Raw genomic sequence first — 16,195 nt, 5'->3', positions numbered from 1 at the left:
TAAATACCATGAAACATAAAGTTAAGAATATCCATTTCGTAGGAATTGGCGGAAGCGGCATGAGCGGCATCGCAGAGGTGCTGCTGAATCTCGGCTATACGATCTCCGGTTCCGATCTCGGCAGCAATGCGGCAACCCGGCGGCTGGTCAGCCTGGGCGCCAAAATCAGCAAGGGGCATGCGGCGGCGAATATCGACCAGGCGCATGCGATCGTCACTTCGACTGCGGTGCAGGCGGATAACCCGGAAGTGCTTGCCGCGCGTGAAAAGCATATTCCCATCGTGCCGCGCGCAGTCATGCTGGCAGAGCTGATGCGCCTCAAGCGCGGCATCGCGATTGCCGGCACCCACGGCAAGACCACCACCACCAGCCTGGTGGCGAGTGTGCTGGCGCAAGGCGGCCTAGACCCGACTTTTGTGATCGGTGGCCGCCTCACCAGCGCCGGCGCCAACGCCAAACTGGGGTCCGGCGATTTTATCGTGGCCGAAGCCGACGAATCGGATGCGTCCTTCCTCAATCTGTCGCCGGTGATCGAAGTCATCACCAATATCGATGCCGATCATATGGATACCTATGATCACGATTTCGGCAAATTGAAGCAGGCCTTTGTCGAATTCACCCAGCGCCTGCCGTTTTATGGTGTGGCGGTGCTGTGCATGGATGACGCCAATGTGCGCGAAATCATGCCGCAGATTTCCAAGCTGATTACTACCTACGGTTTTCATGAAGACGCCGATGTGCGCGCGATCGATGCCAAGGCAGTGGCCGGCCACATGCAATTCACGGTGATTCAAAAAGGTTACGCGGCGATGCCGATCAGCTTGAACCAGCCTGGCATGCACAATGTCCAGAACGCTTGCGCAGCGATTGCGATTGCGCGCGAGCTTGGCGTTGCGGATACCGCGATTCAGCAGGCGTTGACAGAATTTAACGGCGTTGGCCGGCGTTTCACCCGCTACGGCGAAATCAAGCTGCAGGATGCCGCCGGCAAGCCGAACGGTGAATTCGCGCTGGTCGACGATTACGGCCATCATCCGGTGGAAACCGCAGCGACGATCTCGGCAGCGCGCGGCGCCTATCCGGGGCGTCGCCTGGTGCTGGTATTCCAGCCGCATCGTTACACCCGTACCCGCGACCTGTTTGAAGATTTTGTCAAAGTGCTGTCTACGGTTGACGTGCTGGTGCTGGCGGAGGTGTACGCCGCCGGCGAAGCGCCGATCGTGGCGGCAGACGGCCGCGCTCTGGCGCATGCCTTGCGGGTTGCGGGCATGGCCGAACTGGTATTTGTGGAAGACATCAACGATATGCCGGCGGCGATTCTGAACATCGCGCGTGACGGCGACGTGGTGATGACGATGGGGGCCGGCTCGATTAGCGGGGTACCTGGCAAGTTGGCGCAATTGGTAGAGCAATAAGCAAGAGTAAAGGCATGAGCAAAAAAATGACAGGTCATCAATTCGGAAAAGTCGGCGTGCTGTTCGGCGGCCGTTCGGCCGAGCGCGAAGTCTCCATCATGTCTGGAACGGGCGTGCTGCAGGCATTGAAAAGCCGTGGCGTCGACGCCCATCCGTTCGATCCGGGCGAGCGTAGCCTGGCGGAACTGGCGGCGGAAAAATTCGATCGCGTGTTTATCGCCTTGCACGGCCGCTATGGCGAAGACGGCACGCTGCAAGGCGCGCTGGAACAGCTAGGCATTCCGTACACCGGCCCGGGCGTGATGGCGTCCGCGATTGCGATGGACAAGGTCATGACCAAGCGTATCTGGCACAGCATGGCATTGCCGACGCCGCATTTCATCGTCCTGGATGCCCATAGCGCCACCCGCGAAGAATTGCGCCAGGTGCCGGACGTGCTGGGTTTGCCGCTGATGCTGAAAGCGCCGCATGAAGGATCGACCATCGGCATCAGCAAGGTCGCCGGTTATTCCGACATGAACGAGGGTTTCGCCTTGTGCGCCAAATACGACGAGGTGGTGCTGGCGGAAGAGTTCATCAGCGGGCGCGAGTTGACGGTGCCGGTGTTGGGCGCTGGCCGCAACGCCCGCGCCTTGCCTATCGTCGAGATTCGCGCACCGGAAGGCAACTACGATTATCAGCATAAATATTTTACCGACGACACCAAGTATCTGTGCCCGGCGCCGCTGGATGATGCACTGACACAGCGCATACAGTCGCTGGCGGTGCAGGCCTTCACCGCCCTTGGATGCGAAGGCTGGGCACGGGTCGATTTCATGTTGCGCTCGTCGGATAACGAACCGTTCCTGCTGGAGATAAATACTTCGCCAGGCATGACCGGCCATTCGCTGGTGCCGATAGCGGCCAAGGCGGACGGCGTCAGTTACGAAGATCTGTGCGTCGAAATATTGAAGTCGGCCTCGCTCGATTTGAAGCCGTCGAAAGACTGGAAGCCGGATTGATCCCGGTTTGGCGAAGAAGGCATGAATATTTCAAGAAATAATTAACGATCCAAGCGATAAAGTCGATAACCATGTGGCAAGACATCAAAATGTTGAACGCGATCTCCGGCACTTTGCTGGGACTGGCTGCGCTCGCATTGCTGGCGTCTGGTGTCTGGTGGCTGGCGCAGCGTCCGATGTTTACGCTGAAGACGATCCGGATCGAGGCTGCCGCGCAGAGTGAACTGCGGCGCGTCAATCCATTGATTGTCCGCGCCAGCGCACTGCCGCGCATCAAAGGCAATTTTTTTACCGCCAACCTGGATAAGGTGCGCACTGCATTTGAATCGGTGCCATGGGTGCGCAAGGCGGCGGTGCAGCGTGAATGGCCGAACACGCTCGTCGTGACGATTGAAGAGCATCAGCCGCTGGCGACCTGGGACGATGACGGCCGTTTGCTGTCGGTATATGGCGATTTGTTTACCGCCAACCTGGATGAGGCGGAAGAAGACGGCGAGCTGTTGCGCATGTCAGGCCCGAAAGGCAGCGAGAGAGACGTAACGGCGCGCCTGGCGGATTTCCGCTCATGGTTTGCGCCGCTGAAGCTGAACCCGGTAGAAGTGGATTTGTCGACGCGTTATGCGTGGACCGTGAAACTGGACAACGGCATGACGGTAGAGTTGGGACGAGAGCAGAACAGGAGCACGCTGAAAGACCGCGTGGCACGACTGGTGCAGATCTATCCGCAACTGCTGACGCGTTTGCAGAACCGGATCGAAAGTGTAGATATGCGGTATCCGAATGGCTTGGCGCTGAAGGCGAGCGGCATGTCGGGCGGATTGGGAAGCAAGAAAAAATAAGCGAAACACTATGACAAAAGACGCAAAAAATTTGATCGTCGGTCTCGACATCGGCACCTCCAAAGTGGTGGCCGTGGTTGCCGAGGTATTGTCCGACGGGCGCCATGAAGTCATCGGCCTGGGCCAGGCTGAATCCAAGGGGCTGAAAAAAGGCGTGGTGGTGAATATCGAAGCCACCGTCGAGTCTATCCAGCGCGCGCTGGAAGAGGCGGAGCTGATGGCCGACTGCAAGATCCGCAATGTCTACACCGGGATCGCAGGCAGCCATATCCGTAGCTTCAATTCCAGCGGCATGGTAGCCATCAAGGATAAGGAAGTCAGCGCAGCCGATGTCTCGCGCGTTATAGAAACGGCCAAGGCCGTCAATATTCCTACCGACCAGCAATTGCTGCATACCGTGCCGCAGGAATTTATTGTCGATAGCCAGGAAGATGTGCGTGAACCTATCGGCATGAGCGGCATCCGACTGGAAGTAAAAGTGCATATCGTTACCGGCGCGGTGTCGGCGGTACAGAACATCGTCAAGTGCATCCGGCGTTGTGGACTGGAAGTGTCGGACCTGACCTTGCAGCCGCTGGCATCGGCAGATGCGGTACTGACCTCTGACGAGAAGGAACTGGGCGTGGTGCTGGTTGATATCGGCGGCGGCACTACCGACGTTGCAGTATTCACCGAAGGCGCGATCCGGCATACCGCGGTGATCCCGATTGCCGGCGACCAGATTACCAACGACATCGCGATGGCGCTGCGTACGCCGACCAATGAAGCAGAAGAAATCAAGCTGCGTTATGGCGTGGCCAAACAGATCCTGGCCGACCCGGGCGAAACGCTGGAAGTGCCTGGCCTTGGCGATCGCAATCCACGCACCTTGTCGCGCCAGGCATTGGCGGCAGTGATCGAGCCGCGTGTCGAAGAGTTGTTCGCGCTGGTGCATCAGGTGGTGCGCGAGTCGGGTTATGAAGAGGTGTTGTCGAGCGGGGTGGTGCTGACCGGCGGCTCGGCAATGATGCCCGGCATGATCGAGCTGGCAGAGGATATTTTCCTCAAGCCGGCGCGTCTGGGGACGCCTGAATATCGAGGGCAGCTGGCCGACGTGGTGCGCAGCCCGCGTTATTCGACCGTGCTGGGCTTGCTGCTGGAAGCGAAAAAGCAATATCTGCGCGGTTACATCGTGACACGCCAGGAAGGTTCGGCGAAGGCGATCTGGCAACGCATGAAGGAATGGTTCCTGGGTAATTTTTAATACGTTTATATTTTTTTTAATACGAAATTTGTTTTTAACGTTGTTTGTGCAACACGCAGTTGTCAGTTGCTAGGCCTCACACAGCGTGATGCCTATTGACTGAATGCTGCATCTTTATGAGGAAATATCATGGAAATCGATATGCTTGACAATGCAACTTTGGGCACCGTGATTAAAGTCGTCGGCGTCGGAGGCGCTGGCGGTAATGCGGTCCAACATATGATCAACAAGGGTGTGTCCGGCGTGGAGTTTATTGCCGCTAACACTGATGCACAGGCGCTTAAGCAGTCGAAGGCGCATAACGTGATCCAGATCGGCGAGACCGGCCTGGGTGCCGGTATGAAGCCGTCGGTTGGCCGCCAGCTGGCCGAGGAATCGCGTAGCCGCATCGAAGATGCGCTGCGCGGTGCGCACATGGTGTTCATCGCCGCGGGCATGGGCGGCGGCACCGGCACCGGTGCTGCGCCGGTGGTGGCGCAGATCGCCAAGGAACAAGGCGCGCTGACGGTGGCGGTGGTGTCGAAGCCATTCTCCTACGAAGGCCAGAAGTGCATGGACATCGCCGATGAAGGTCTGGAAGCATTGTCCCAGCATGTCGATTCGCTGATCATCATTCTCAACGAAAAACTCGAAGAGATTTATGAAGACGACAGCATGATGGAGTGGCTGCAGCACGCCGACGACGTACTCAACAATGCGGTAGCCGGGATCGCCGAAATCATCAATGTGCCTGGTCATATCAACGTCGACTTCAATGACGTCAAGACCATCATGGGCGAACAAGGCAAGGCGATGATGGGTACTGCTACTGCGCACGGCGTAGATCGCGCGCGTCTGGCAGCGGAGCAGGCAGTTGCCTCGCCGCTGCTGGATGGCATCGATTTGTCCGGCGCCCGCGGGGTGTTGGTCAACGTTACTGCCAGCCGCAGCCTGAAGGGTAAGGAAATCAAGGAAGTGATGGCAACCGTGCGTGCTTTTGCGGCACCGGATGCTTCGATTGCCCAAGGGATTGCCTACGACGAAACCATGGGCGACGATATCCGCGTCACCGTGGTGGCAACCGGCCTGGGCCGTGCGCGCAAGTCGGTGCAATTGGTGCAGGCGCCGATGATGCGTACCGGTACCCACAACGAGCCGATGATGCATGGCCAGGCATCGGTGGGACATGGCAGCTCTTCGTTCGAAGGCATGAAGGCGCCGGCAGTATGGCGTCGCGAATCGGCTTCCGACACGGTGCGGGCTTTGGAAAAGAACGGCATGGAAACCTACGACATCCCGGCTTTCTTGCGCAAGCAGGCCGACTAAGGTCGATTAAGGTCGGGTTGTCCTGGCCGGTGCTGATGGCGGGACCGTATACCCGCTATCAGCGCCAGCGTTCTGCATGAATTTGCGGAACAAGGCATACTGCGGGTTCCACGCCGCGTCGAAAGGCGCGGCGTTTTCTTTTGTGGCATCCACATACATTCGATGTCTCTGAGATGCGGCAAAGCGGTTCAATTCACCATGACACCATGATGCTGCGGTTTTAGAGGCTCCGTTACCAAGACAAGGACTAAATCATGACTATCAAGATCGGCGATCGCCTGCCAGAAGGCAAATTAGCAGAATTCATCGAAACCGAAACCGAAGGCTGCGCACTTGGACCAAATACGTTCAATGTCAGCGATCTGGTGAAAGGCAAGAAAATCGCCTTGTTCGCGGTGCCTGGCGCTTTCACGCCGACTTGTTCCGCCAAGCACCTGCCAGGCTATATCCAGCACGCAGCGGAATTCAAGGCCAAGGGCGTAGATGAAATCTGGGCGATTTCGGTCAATGACGCATTTGTCATGGGCGCCTGGGGCCGTGATCAGAACGCTGCCGGCACCGTGCGTTTGCTGGCTGACGGCAATGCCGACTTCGTCAAGGCGCTGGGCCTGGACGCCGATTTCGGCAAGTTCGGCATGGGCGTGCGCTCGCAGCGTTTCTCGGCACTGATCGACGATGGCGTGGTCAAGCAGCTGAACGTTGAGCAAGGCGGCAAGTTTGAAGTGTCCAATGCAGAAACCCTGCTGGCGCAACTGGCATAAGCTGCATTATCGGCCGTAGACAAGGCGGCGCCGCGAGCGCCGCTTTTCGCTTGTACGGGCAAAAAAAATAAATGCATGAAGCCGTGTTTTTTACCCCACAGCGGCTACACATCGTTACAGAATAATTATCAGTCAGATTTATAATGTCATCATGTTGAAACAGCGCACCATCAAGAAAATTGTCAAGACGACAGGCATTGGCGTCCACTCCGGCACCAAGGTCGAACTGACCCTGCGTCCGGCTGCCGTGGACACCGGGATCATTTTCCGTCGTGTCGATCTCGACCCGGCCGTCGACTTCCCAGCAAAAGCTACCGAAGTCGGCGACACGCGCATGGCCTCGGTGCTGGTCAAGGACGGGGTGCGGGTATCGACCATCGAGCATTTGATGTCAGCCTGCTCCGGGCTTGGCATCGACAATCTGTATGTCGACGTGACTGCTGAAGAAATTCCCATCATGGACGGTTCGGCATCATCGTTCGTGTTCTTGCTGCAGCAAGCCGGGCTGGAAGAGCAGAACGCCGCCAAGAAATTTGTCCGCATCAAAAAATCCGTTGAAGTGCGCGAAGGCCAGGGTGAGCGTGAAAAATGGGCGCGGCTGGATCCTTGCAATGGTTTCAAGCTCAAATTTTTTATCGAATTCAATCACCCGGCAGTGGATGGCACCGGCCAGACGGCCGAGGTCGATTTCAGCATCCAGTCGTATGTGAAAGAAATTGCGCGTGCGCGTACTTTCGGCTTTATGCAAGATGTGGAAACCATGCGCGGCCTGGGGCTGGCGCGCGGCGGTTCGCTGGAGAATGCGATCGTGATGGATGAGTACCGCATCCTCAACAGCGACGGCTTGCGCTATGAAAATGAGTTCGTCCGCCACAAGATCCTGGACGCCATCGGTGATCTGTACCTGATCGGCCATCCGCTGCTGGCCAGTTACACCGCCCACAAGTCCGGCCACGGATTGAATAACCAGTTGTTGCGCGCTTTATTGGCTCAGCCGGATGCGTATGAAGTGGTCAGTTTCGATGAGTTGACCGAGGCGCCGGGCGCCTACCAGCGCCAGGTCGGGCAGGAGTGGGCTCTGAACTAAGCGTTTGTGTAAAATGCCATTTTTACAAGATGGCGTTTTTCTTTGCCTATAGCGGTTTGAGGATTTATTTTTTGTCGCTATAGCGTCTGACCATCGCTGCAATAGCATTTTTCAGTGCTTCGTTTGCTGTTGATGGTTCCAGTTCATCCATTAATGTAGAGAATGCTGAAAGCGCTTTGGATGAAAGCAGGGCTTGCTTGACGGCGGGTGCTTTCATTAGGTTTTGGCTTACTTGCACTTTGATTCGGATTGCATTAATCTGCCAATTTCCTGCCAGCAATTGGTTTTGCAGGCGTGGCAGTTGCTGCTTCAATTTGCTTGCAAGGGCTGCGTTGGGCGCTGACAGTACCAGTTGCCCGGCTTCGCATTGCAATACTTCGCAGGTACTGAACATGGCAGGCAATTCGGCGGCACATTGCTTTTGCAATGCCGCCATGCGTGTGACAGCGGGCAGCAATGCCGCCATCTTGTCATTTCCCCGTAAAAAATCGGTAGCGGCTTTTTGAGTCTGAGGCCTGGAACCCGTTGTCGCTGGCCGGTAAGAAGAAGGTGAGAGTCTACGCATGATGGTGAAACCTTATCACACCTGTGACCCGCTAAGGGTGTCACCGGAGCTGCGATGCAGGTAATTCTGTTGCACCCGCGATTTAATCGCGCAAAATCCATCACTTTAGGCGCCAGGCACATCGCATTGATGATCGCCGCCTTTTTATTGGCGGTATTGCTGGCGACCGGATTGCTGTATTTCCTCACAGCCCGCTACGCGGTCGGCCTGCCGTTTGCCGGCAAGGCAGCCGGCAGCTCTGCGGCCGGACTGCAGGATAAAGACAAATACCTGAAAGAAAATCTGGCGGCGATGGCCGTCAAGCTCGGTGAAATGCAGGCGCAGCTGATGCGCCTGGACGCGCTGGGCGAGCGGGTCCAGGGCTTGGCAGGCGTCAAGCCGGAAGAGTTCAATTTCAAGGAGGCGCCCGGACGCGGCGGCGCCGAATCCAGCAGCCTGTATGACCGGCGCTCTCACGACATGAGCATGAGCGAGTTCCAGCAAGCACTGGACGCCATGTCGCGCGATGTCGGTTATCGCGCCGATTATCTGAACGTGGTTGAAACCGTGCTGATGAGCGACCGTATCAAATCCAAGCTGTTGCCAACCAACCAACCGGTTAACGTTAACTACAATTCATCAAGCTTTGGCTGGCGGCTCGATCCGTTCACCGGCCGCAGCGCATTTCATGAAGGGCTGGATTTTCCGGCAGCGGTCGGCACCGCCATCGTCGCCGCAGCTGCGGGGGTGGTGATTGCTGCCGAATATCACCCGCAATACGGCAACATGCTCGATATCGACCACGGCAACGACATCATCACCCGCTATGCGCATGCGTCGAGGCTGTTCGTCAAAGTGGGCGACATCGTGCAACGCGGCCAGCATATTGCCGATCTTGGCACCACAGGCCGCTCCACCGGGCCGCATTTGCATTTCGAGGTAAGAATCAAAGGCGTGGCGCAGGATCCGCGCAAATTCCTGAATGCCGGCACAGATCTGGCCAAGGCGGCAATATTGGCAGAAAAGTAAGGATGTTGTTGTAATGCAAGCAGTATTGCTCGGGGGCATGGCCAATGCGGCACAATTTGCGCAACTTGCTATTGTTTCCTGGCGCATAACCCCAATGTGACGGGGACTGCATGATAAAATTCTCCGATTATTCATTTAGCCACAGCCCGGTTTCGTGTTCATTCACAAGATGCCACGGAATGCCGCCGGCGCTTTTTTTTAGAATCCAAGCATGTCATTACTGACCCAGATTTTCGGTAGCCGCAACCAGCGCCTGCTCAAACAATATAAAAAAGTCGTCCGACAAATAAATGCACTTGAACCGGCATTCGAAAAGCTGTCCGATGCTGAGCTGCAGGCTAAGACGCCGGAGCTGAAGCAACGCATTGCCGGCGGCGAAAAGCTCGACGCTTTGTTGCCGGAAGCATTTGCGGTTTGCCGCGAAGCCGGTAAGCGGGTCTTGAAAATGCGCCATTTCGACGTTCAGTTGATCGGCGGCATGGTATTGCATTACGGAAAAATTGCCGAAATGGGCACCGGCGAAGGCAAGACATTGATGGCGACCTTGCCAGCGTACCTGAACGCGCTGACCGGCAAGGGCGTGCACGTGGTAACCGTCAATGATTACCTGGCGCAGCGCGATGCGGAGTGGATGGGGCGCCTGTATAGCTGGCTCGGCCTGACTACCGGCGTCAACCTGTCTTCGGTTGAGCACGATGCCAAGCAGCTTGCTTACTCGGCTGATATTACTTACGGCACCAACAACGAATTCGGTTTCGATTATCTGCGCGACAACATGGTGTATGACGCCACGGACCGCGTGCAGCGTACCCTGAATTTCGCCATCGTCGATGAAGTCGACTCGATCCTGATCGATGAAGCGCGTACCCCGCTGATCATTTCCGGCCAGGCTGAAAATCATACCGATCTGTATTACAAGATCAATGAAGTGCCGCCAATGCTGATCCAGCAAATCGGCGAAGAAACGCCGGACGGCAAGGGCAAGGTTGAAGTGCCTGGCGATTACACCAAGGATGAAAAAGCGCATCAGGTCTTGCTGACGGAAGCCGGCCACGAAAAGGCTGAGCAGATTCTCACCAATATGGGCTTGCTGGCAGAAGGCGCATCGCTGTACGATGCTGCCAACATCAGCCTGATTCACCACCTGTACGCCGCACTGCGTGCCCACTCCCTGTACTTCAAGGATCAGCACTACGTGGTGCAAAATGGCGAAATCGTCATTGTCGATGAATTCACCGGCCGCATGATGACTGGCCGCCGCTGGTCGGATGGCTTGCACCAGGCGGTCGAAGCCAAAGAAGGCGTCAAGATCCAGAACGAGAATCAGACCCTGGCCTCGATTACGTTCCAGAATTACTTCCGCATGTACGGCAAGCTGGCCGGCATGACCGGTACCGCCGATACCGAAGCCTACGAATTCCAGGAAATCTACGGTCTGGAAACCGTGGTGATCCCGCAAAACCGGCCGAATCAGCGCAAGGACCGGCAGGATCAGGTCTACAAGACTGCACAGGAAAAATACAATGCGATGCTGAACGATATTCAGGATTGCTACGAGCGCGGACAGCCGGTGCTGGTGGGTACGACCTCGATCGAAAATTCGGAATTGCTGGCGGGAATACTGGCGAAAGCCCAGCTGCCGCACAATGTGCTGAACGCCAAGCAACATGCGCGCGAAGCGGAAATCATTGCACAGGCAGGCCGGCCGAAGGCGATCACCATCGCTACCAACATGGCGGGTCGTGGCACCGACATCGTGTTGGGCGGAAATGTCGAGAAGCAAATCCAGTTCATCGAAGCAGACGAGGCGCTCAGCGCAACCGAAAAACAACTGCGCTCCGACAAGTTGCGCGACGAATGGCAATCGCTGCATGACCATGTGGTCAATGCGGGCGGCTTGCATATCATCGGTACCGAGCGTCACGAATCGCGCCGGGTGGATAACCAGCTGCGTGGCCGTGCCGCGCGCCAGGGCGATCCGGGTTCTTCGCGTTTCTATCTGTCGCTGGATGACGCCCTGCTGCGTATCTTTGCCGGCGACCGCGTGCGCGCCATCATGGATCGTCTGAAAATGCCGGAAGGCGAGCCGATCGAGGCTGGTATCGTATCGCGCTCGATCGAATCGGCGCAGCGCAAAGTGGAGGCGCGTAACTTCGATATCCGTAAGCAGTTGCTGGAATATGACGATGTCGCCAACGATCAGCGTAAAGTGATCTATCAGCAGCGTAATGAGCTGCTGGAAGCGCAAGGCGTTTCCGAGACTGTTGCATCGTTGCGCGAAGGCGTGCTGGACGATACTTTCCGTAGCTACGTGCCGGAAGAGTCGCTGGAAGAGCAGTGGAATATTCCGGCATTGGAAGCGGCCTTGGCCACCGACCTGCATCTGGAAGTGCCACTTGGCGCGATGCTGAAGTCTGAGCCGAATCTGAGCGACGAAGAGCTGCTGGAGCGTGTGCTGACGGCGGCGACCGCTTCCTATGACGCCAAGACCGAAATTGTCGGCAAGGAATCGTTTGCCGGTTTCGAGCGCAGCGTCATGCTGCAAAGCGTCGACAGCCATTGGCGCGAACATCTGGCAGCGCTGGATCATCTGCGCCAGGGGATTCATCTGCGCGGTTACGCGCAAAAGAATCCGAAGCAGGAATACAAACGTGAAGCGTTTGAGTTGTTCGGCCAGATGCTGGATCTGATCAAGAATGAAGTGGTCAAGGTGGTGATGACAGTACGCATCGAAAACCGTGAAGAAATTGCTGCTGCAGAAGAAGAAATGGCGCAATCCCACGTCGAAAATGTGCACTATCAACACGCCGATTTCGATCCAAATGCGGCGCCGGAAGCATTGCTGGCGCCAACGGCGCACAGCGACGAGTCGCACCAGCAGGGCAATGCAGTACCGAAAGTCGGCCGTAACGATCCTTGTCCTTGCGGCAGTGGCAAGAAATACAAGCAATGCCATGGCCAGCTGATGTAATCGGAAATGATTGGCGACGGGTAATAAGCAATAGGCAATAAGCAAAGCAGGGCGGGGAAACCCGCCCTTTGCTTTTGTTGCAGCAGATTTACACATGGCTCTGCCATACCCTTAAAATAAGCGTCTGGACCAATATCTCCGTCTCCTGAATCGAGCGGACCAATACCGCATAATCTCGGCAAACCAACGCCGCTAACATTTACACCTAGTTAAGGATACTCATGGCCGTCAATTCCCCTATTCCTGTCGCCGCCGACTTGCTGCCTGTAGCCGGCATCGAACTTGGTCACGCCGAGGCCGGTGTACGTAAAGCGAATCGCAAGGACTTGCTGGTGATGAAACTGGCGGCGACGGCGACGGTGGCCGGCGTGTTTACGCAAAACCGGTTTTGCGCCGCACCGGTGCAAGTCAGTAAGGCGCATCTGGCGGCTGCCGAGATTTCCGGCGAGCCGATCCGTGCGCTGCTGATCAATACCGGCAACGCCAACGCCGGCACCGGTGAGGCCGGCCTGGCCGCAGCCAATGCCACTTGCGATGCGCTTGCAGAATTGCTGGGTTGTCACGCGGCGCAGATATTGCCGTTCTCGACCGGGGTGATTCTGGAGCCGTTGCCGGTGGAGCGTGTTACCGCCGGTTTGCCGCAGGCCATACGCAATCTGAAGGGGGACAACTGGTTTAATGCCGCCGAGTCCATCATGACCACCGATACCCAGCCGAAAGCTGCTTCGCGCCGCCTGACGATAGCCGGCAAAGCGGTGACGCTGTCGGGCATCAGCAAGGGTGCCGGCATGATCAAGCCGAATATGGCGACCATGCTCGGTTTCCTCGCTATCGATGCCAAGGTGGCGCAGCCGGTCCTGGAGCAGATGGTGCGGCAGGCCGCCGACCGCTCGTTCAATTGCATCACTATCGACGGCGATACTTCAACCAATGACTCGTTCATGCTGATCGCCACCGGCGCCGGCGAACTGGAAGTCAATAGCGTCGACAGCCCGGAATATGTGGAGCTGGCAGCCGCTGTCACCGATATTTCGCAGCATCTGGCGCAAATGATCATTCGGGATGGCGAGGGCGCCACCAAGTTCATCACGGTCACCGTGGAGCAGGGGCAGGATGTAGCCGAATGCCGCAAGATCGCCTATTCGATCGCCCACTCGCCGCTGGTCAAGACGGCATTCTTCGCCTCCGATCCGAATCTCGGGCGGATTTTGGCGGCGATCGGCTATGCCGGTGTCGATGATCTGGATGTCAGCAAACTGGATCTGTATCTGGATGACGTGCTGGTTGCCAAAAATGGCGGCCGCAATCCCGAATACCAGGAAGCTGACGGCCAGCGCGTAATGAAACAAAGCGAAATTACAGTACGGGTGCAGCTGGCGCGCGGCGATGCGGCGGCGACCATCTGGACTTGCGATTTATCGCATGACTATGTGTCGATTAACGCCGACTATCGTTCTTGAGGCGACAGCTTTTCGAAGAGCAGCTGCCGCCCTGGCCGGCTTCGGCCGGGGCGGCAGATCCGTTGCGACAAATAATATTCATCCAGCATCGTTTTTCTTTGCGTCAGAATGGGGGTAATCATTCCATCTGCCAGCAACGCTATTGACCTCCCTCAGCCATGACTCAATTAGATCAATTCCTACTTCGTGCCGAAACCCTGCTGGCGCGCCTTGAATCCATCCTGCCGCAAGCCAAGGCGGCTCCCGACTGGCAGGCCGCAACAGCTTTTCGCTGGCGCCATCGCGGAGGATCGGCTGGAGCTTATTTGCAGGCAGTTGGCCATATTTCGGATATTGCGCTGTCGGACCTGCACAATATCGAAATACAGAAGCAGCAGATCGACCAGAATACCCGTCAGTTCGTCGCAGGCAGGCCCGCCAATAACGTGTTGTTGACCGGCGCCCGCGGCACCGGCAAGTCGTCCTTGATCAAAGCTTGCCTGAACCAGTACGCAGCCCAGGGTTTGCGCCTGATAGAGGTGGATAAAGACGATTTGGCGGCATTGCCGGACATTGTCGATCTGGTGGCCGAGCGTCCTGAGCGGTTCATCATTTTCTGCGACGATCTGTCGTTTGAAGAGGGCGAGAGCGGTTACAAGGCGCTCAAAGTGGCGCTCGACGGCAGCATAGCCGCACAGTCGGACAATGTGTTGATTTATGCAACTTCCAACCGTCGCCATTTGCTGCCGGAACGGATGTCCGACAATGCCACTTACAAAACCACCGAGGACGGCGACCTGCATCCGGGTGAAACCGTCGAGGAAAAAATTTCACTTTCAGAACGGTTCGGCTTGTGGGTGTCGTTTTATCCATTCAAGCAAGACGATTACCTGGATATCGTCGGCCATTGGCTCGGCCATTTCGGCTGCACTGCGGAGCAGATCGCCGAAGCCCGCGGCGACGCTTTGCGCTGGGCCTTGCAACGTGCCTCGCGCTCGGGCCGGGTTGCATGGCAATTTGCCCGTGATTACGCTGGCCGGATGACGCAATCTTGAGCGCGCTGCTTGCTCCTGAGCGGGTGCCGCTGAATGTGGCTGTGGGCATTCTGATGAAGCCCAACGGCGATGTACTGCTTGGCCAGCGGCCGGAAGGTAAGCCGATGGCGGGATATTGGGAGTTCCCGGGAGGGAAGGTAGAGCCGGGCGAATCGATTTTCGATGCGCTCAAGCGTGAGCTGATGGAAGAGCTGGGGATTGAAATCGCCTCTGCCGAGCCATGGTGCGGGATTGAGCATCACTATCCGCATGCGCGCGTACGGCTGCATTTCTACATTAGTCGTGAATGGCGTGGTGAACCGCAAAGTCTGGAAGGGCAGGCTTTTTCCTGGCAAGGCAGTGTCGGCGTGGAGCCCTTGTTGCCGGCGGCGATTCCCTTGATTGAATGGCTGGACGAATTGCGCCGGGAAGGCGGCTAACGGTTAACGTTTAATCTACCGACAACTACTGCGGTAGCTTGCCATCATCGTCAATCTCATCCGGCGGATTGACTGCAGGGATTGCGTATTTTTCTTCAGCCCAGGCACCCAGATCGATCTGCTTGCAGCGTTCCGAGCAAAACGGCCGGAACTGGTTAGCTGCAATCCATTCAACTTTTGTGCCGCAAGTCGGGCAATCAACGGTAGTAGTCATACAAATCTATTCAAAAAACATTTAAAAATTACAAAGAGTCAGCTCAAACGGTACATCGCCCTCATACGCTTTGGCCTTCAGATCGCCACCCTGTCTGGTAAAGCGCACCCACAGCATGTACTTGTTGGCCGATATTTCAGGAATGGCGCCCAGCTGTTCATCGATGATCAAGCGTAGCATTTGATATGACTTCCCTTGCAGCATTTGCTGATAACTGCCATTTTGTGCATCTATCTTTACTGAACTTCCGGTTTCTCGCAGTAATCGCAATACGATGCTGATGGCGTCGAACAAGGGCGCCAATGGTCCGAACCAGCCAATGATATCGGTAAATCGTTGTTCCGCCGGGAGTTGCTGCCAGGCGTAATACGAAGGCAGGTCGAATTCACAGGCGCCGCCGGGAATGATGGTGCGGCCGCGAATGCTCATCAGCCATTCATTTTCGCGTATATGCTGGCCGGTTTTCCCCTGGGTCGCCATGAGTGCGGTGCTGACCCTGTCTATCTCTTGCAAGATGGCGTCCAGCATATCGGGGGCGACGTTCGGATTGGATTTAAAGCCGAGCAGGGTTTGCCTTTGCCGTTCCAGTTCTTGCAACAGATCCGATTTCAGATCGGCGCGTCCGGCGACCTCCAGCATTTCGAAAATGGTGGAGAGCGCGACATGGTGCTGTAACGGACTTTCCTGTTGCACGAAAAAACCAAATCTTTCGTGCAGGTCTTCCAGCCGCAACAGGGTGCGAATGCGCTCGTTGAAAGGATATTCGTAGACGATCAAAGTGACATCCCTTAAGAATTTGAGCCGGATAAGACATGATTCTGAACGATGCGAACAGAAATTACAAATGCCCTTCTATTTTTAACATCGAGCGAG

15 protein-coding genes are annotated in these 16,195 nt (G+C 56.5%); 12 read left to right on the top strand and 3 right to left on the bottom strand.

Annotated elements, in window-relative coordinates; genetic code table 11:
- Positions 1 to 8: 8 nt before the first annotated feature.
- From murC to lpxC, 7 genes are all read left to right on the top strand, one after another.
- Positions 9 to 1,415, top strand: a complete 1,407-nt coding sequence (murC, locus tag BLV81_RS10820; RefSeq protein ID WP_092355536.1) for a UDP-N-acetylmuramate--L-alanine ligase — start codon at positions 9 to 11, stop codon at positions 1,413 to 1,415.
- Positions 1,416 to 1,429: 14 nt separating this feature from the next.
- Positions 1,430 to 2,416: a D-alanine--D-alanine ligase gene (locus BLV81_RS10815; protein ID WP_092355533.1), complete on the top strand. Its 987-nt coding sequence runs from the start codon at positions 1,430 to 1,432 to the stop codon at positions 2,414 to 2,416.
- 71 nt (positions 2,417 to 2,487) lie between these two features.
- Positions 2,488 to 3,255: a cell division protein FtsQ/DivIB gene (locus BLV81_RS10810; protein WP_092355530.1), complete on the top strand. Its 768-nt coding sequence runs from the start codon at positions 2,488 to 2,490 to the stop codon at positions 3,253 to 3,255.
- Between the two features lie 10 nt (positions 3,256 to 3,265).
- Entirely contained in the window at positions 3,266 to 4,498 is a 1,233-nt protein-coding gene (ftsA, locus tag BLV81_RS10805) for a cell division protein FtsA (RefSeq protein ID WP_092355527.1), read from the top strand.
- Positions 4,499 to 4,627: 129 nt separating this feature from the next.
- Positions 4,628 to 5,803, top strand: a complete 1,176-nt coding sequence (gene ftsZ / locus BLV81_RS10800; protein WP_092355524.1) for a cell division protein FtsZ — start codon at positions 4,628 to 4,630, stop codon at positions 5,801 to 5,803.
- Positions 5,804 to 6,057: 254 nt separating this feature from the next.
- The gene (locus BLV81_RS10795; RefSeq protein ID WP_092355521.1) at positions 6,058 to 6,564 is read left to right on the top strand and encodes a peroxiredoxin; all 507 of its coding nucleotides are present in this window, start codon (positions 6,058 to 6,060) and stop codon (positions 6,562 to 6,564) included.
- 151 nt (positions 6,565 to 6,715) lie between these two features.
- Positions 6,716 to 7,651: a UDP-3-O-acyl-N-acetylglucosamine deacetylase gene (gene lpxC, locus BLV81_RS10790; RefSeq protein WP_092355518.1), complete on the top strand. Its 936-nt coding sequence runs from the start codon at positions 6,716 to 6,718 to the stop codon at positions 7,649 to 7,651.
- Positions 7,652 to 7,715: 64 nt separating this feature from the next.
- On the opposite strand, the gene BLV81_RS10785 is transcribed toward lpxC, so the two are convergent.
- The gene (locus tag BLV81_RS10785) at positions 7,716 to 8,117 is read right to left on the bottom strand and encodes a hypothetical protein (protein ID WP_369823854.1); all 402 of its coding nucleotides are present in this window, start codon (positions 8,115 to 8,117) and stop codon (positions 7,716 to 7,718) included.
- Between the two features lie 153 nt (positions 8,118 to 8,270).
- On the opposite strand from BLV81_RS10785, the gene BLV81_RS10780 reads away from it, so the two are divergent.
- From BLV81_RS10780 to mutT, 5 genes are all read left to right on the top strand, one after another.
- Positions 8,271 to 9,224: a M23 family metallopeptidase gene (locus BLV81_RS10780; protein WP_092355513.1), complete on the top strand. Its 954-nt coding sequence runs from the start codon at positions 8,271 to 8,273 to the stop codon at positions 9,222 to 9,224.
- Between the two features lie 211 nt (positions 9,225 to 9,435).
- Positions 9,436 to 12,195, top strand: coding sequence for a preprotein translocase subunit SecA (gene secA / locus BLV81_RS10775; protein WP_092355510.1), 2,760 nt, complete (start codon positions 9,436 to 9,438; stop codon positions 12,193 to 12,195).
- A gap of 221 nt (positions 12,196 to 12,416) precedes the next feature.
- Positions 12,417 to 13,655, top strand: coding sequence for a bifunctional glutamate N-acetyltransferase/amino-acid acetyltransferase ArgJ (argJ, locus tag BLV81_RS10770; RefSeq protein WP_092355507.1), 1,239 nt, complete (start codon positions 12,417 to 12,419; stop codon positions 13,653 to 13,655).
- Between the two features lie 158 nt (positions 13,656 to 13,813).
- Positions 13,814 to 14,689 carry an ATP-binding protein gene (locus BLV81_RS10765; protein ID WP_092355504.1) on the top strand — a complete coding sequence of 292 codons (876 nt, stop codon included), beginning with the start codon at positions 13,814 to 13,816 and terminating at the stop codon, positions 14,687 to 14,689.
- The gene (gene mutT / locus BLV81_RS10760; RefSeq protein ID WP_255365121.1) at positions 14,686 to 15,108 is read left to right on the top strand and encodes an 8-oxo-dGTP diphosphatase MutT; all 423 of its coding nucleotides are present in this window, start codon (positions 14,686 to 14,688) and stop codon (positions 15,106 to 15,108) included. Before BLV81_RS10765 ends, mutT begins: the two co-directional genes overlap by 4 nt.
- 25 nt (positions 15,109 to 15,133) lie before the next feature.
- Here the strand turns inward: mutT and yacG are convergent, their stop codons facing one another.
- Together yacG and zapD are read right to left on the bottom strand one after the other, a co-directional pair.
- On the bottom strand, positions 15,134 to 15,322 hold the full coding sequence (gene yacG / locus BLV81_RS10755) for a DNA gyrase inhibitor YacG (RefSeq protein ID WP_092355501.1): 189 nt from the start codon (positions 15,320 to 15,322) through the stop codon (positions 15,134 to 15,136).
- A gap of 21 nt (positions 15,323 to 15,343) precedes the next feature.
- Positions 15,344 to 16,099, bottom strand: a complete 756-nt coding sequence (gene zapD, locus BLV81_RS10750; RefSeq protein WP_092355499.1) for a cell division protein ZapD — start codon at positions 16,097 to 16,099, stop codon at positions 15,344 to 15,346.
- Positions 16,100 to 16,195 lie beyond the last annotated feature (96 nt).

This window comes from Collimonas sp. OK242 (assembly GCF_900107095.1).
GTDB lineage: Bacteria > Pseudomonadota > Gammaproteobacteria > Burkholderiales > Burkholderiaceae_D > Collimonas.
This window is presented reverse-complemented; position numbering and strand designations above follow the sequence as displayed.

Bases quoted from the DNA above. Each gene is read 5' to 3' on its own strand.
- BLV81_RS10785 (WP_369823854.1), bottom strand. From the start codon at position 8,117: ATGGCGGCATTGCTGCCCGCTGTCACACGCATGGCGGCATTGCAAAAG.
- BLV81_RS10810 (WP_092355530.1), top strand. From the start codon at position 2,488: ATGTGGCAAGACATCAAAATGTTGAACGCGATCTCCGGCACTTTGCTG.
- BLV81_RS10815 (WP_092355533.1), top strand. From the start codon at position 1,430: ATGAGCAAAAAAATGACAGGTCATCAATTCGGAAAAGTCGGCGTGCTG.
- argJ (WP_092355507.1), top strand. From the start codon at position 12,417: ATGGCCGTCAATTCCCCTATTCCTGTCGCCGCCGACTTGCTGCCTGTA.
- BLV81_RS10765 (WP_092355504.1), top strand. From the start codon at position 13,814: ATGACTCAATTAGATCAATTCCTACTTCGTGCCGAAACCCTGCTGGCG.
- yacG (WP_092355501.1), bottom strand. From the start codon at position 15,322: ATGACTACTACCGTTGATTGCCCGACTTGCGGCACAAAAGTTGAATGG.
- murC (WP_092355536.1), top strand. From the start codon at position 9: ATGAAACATAAAGTTAAGAATATCCATTTCGTAGGAATTGGCGGAAGC.
- ftsA (WP_092355527.1), top strand. From the start codon at position 3,266: ATGACAAAAGACGCAAAAAATTTGATCGTCGGTCTCGACATCGGCACC.
- ftsZ (WP_092355524.1), top strand. From the start codon at position 4,628: ATGGAAATCGATATGCTTGACAATGCAACTTTGGGCACCGTGATTAAA.
- secA (WP_092355510.1), top strand. From the start codon at position 9,436: ATGTCATTACTGACCCAGATTTTCGGTAGCCGCAACCAGCGCCTGCTC.
- BLV81_RS10795 (WP_092355521.1), top strand. From the start codon at position 6,058: ATGACTATCAAGATCGGCGATCGCCTGCCAGAAGGCAAATTAGCAGAA.
- BLV81_RS10780 (WP_092355513.1), top strand. From the start codon at position 8,271: ATGCAGGTAATTCTGTTGCACCCGCGATTTAATCGCGCAAAATCCATC.
- lpxC (WP_092355518.1), top strand. From the start codon at position 6,716: ATGTTGAAACAGCGCACCATCAAGAAAATTGTCAAGACGACAGGCATT.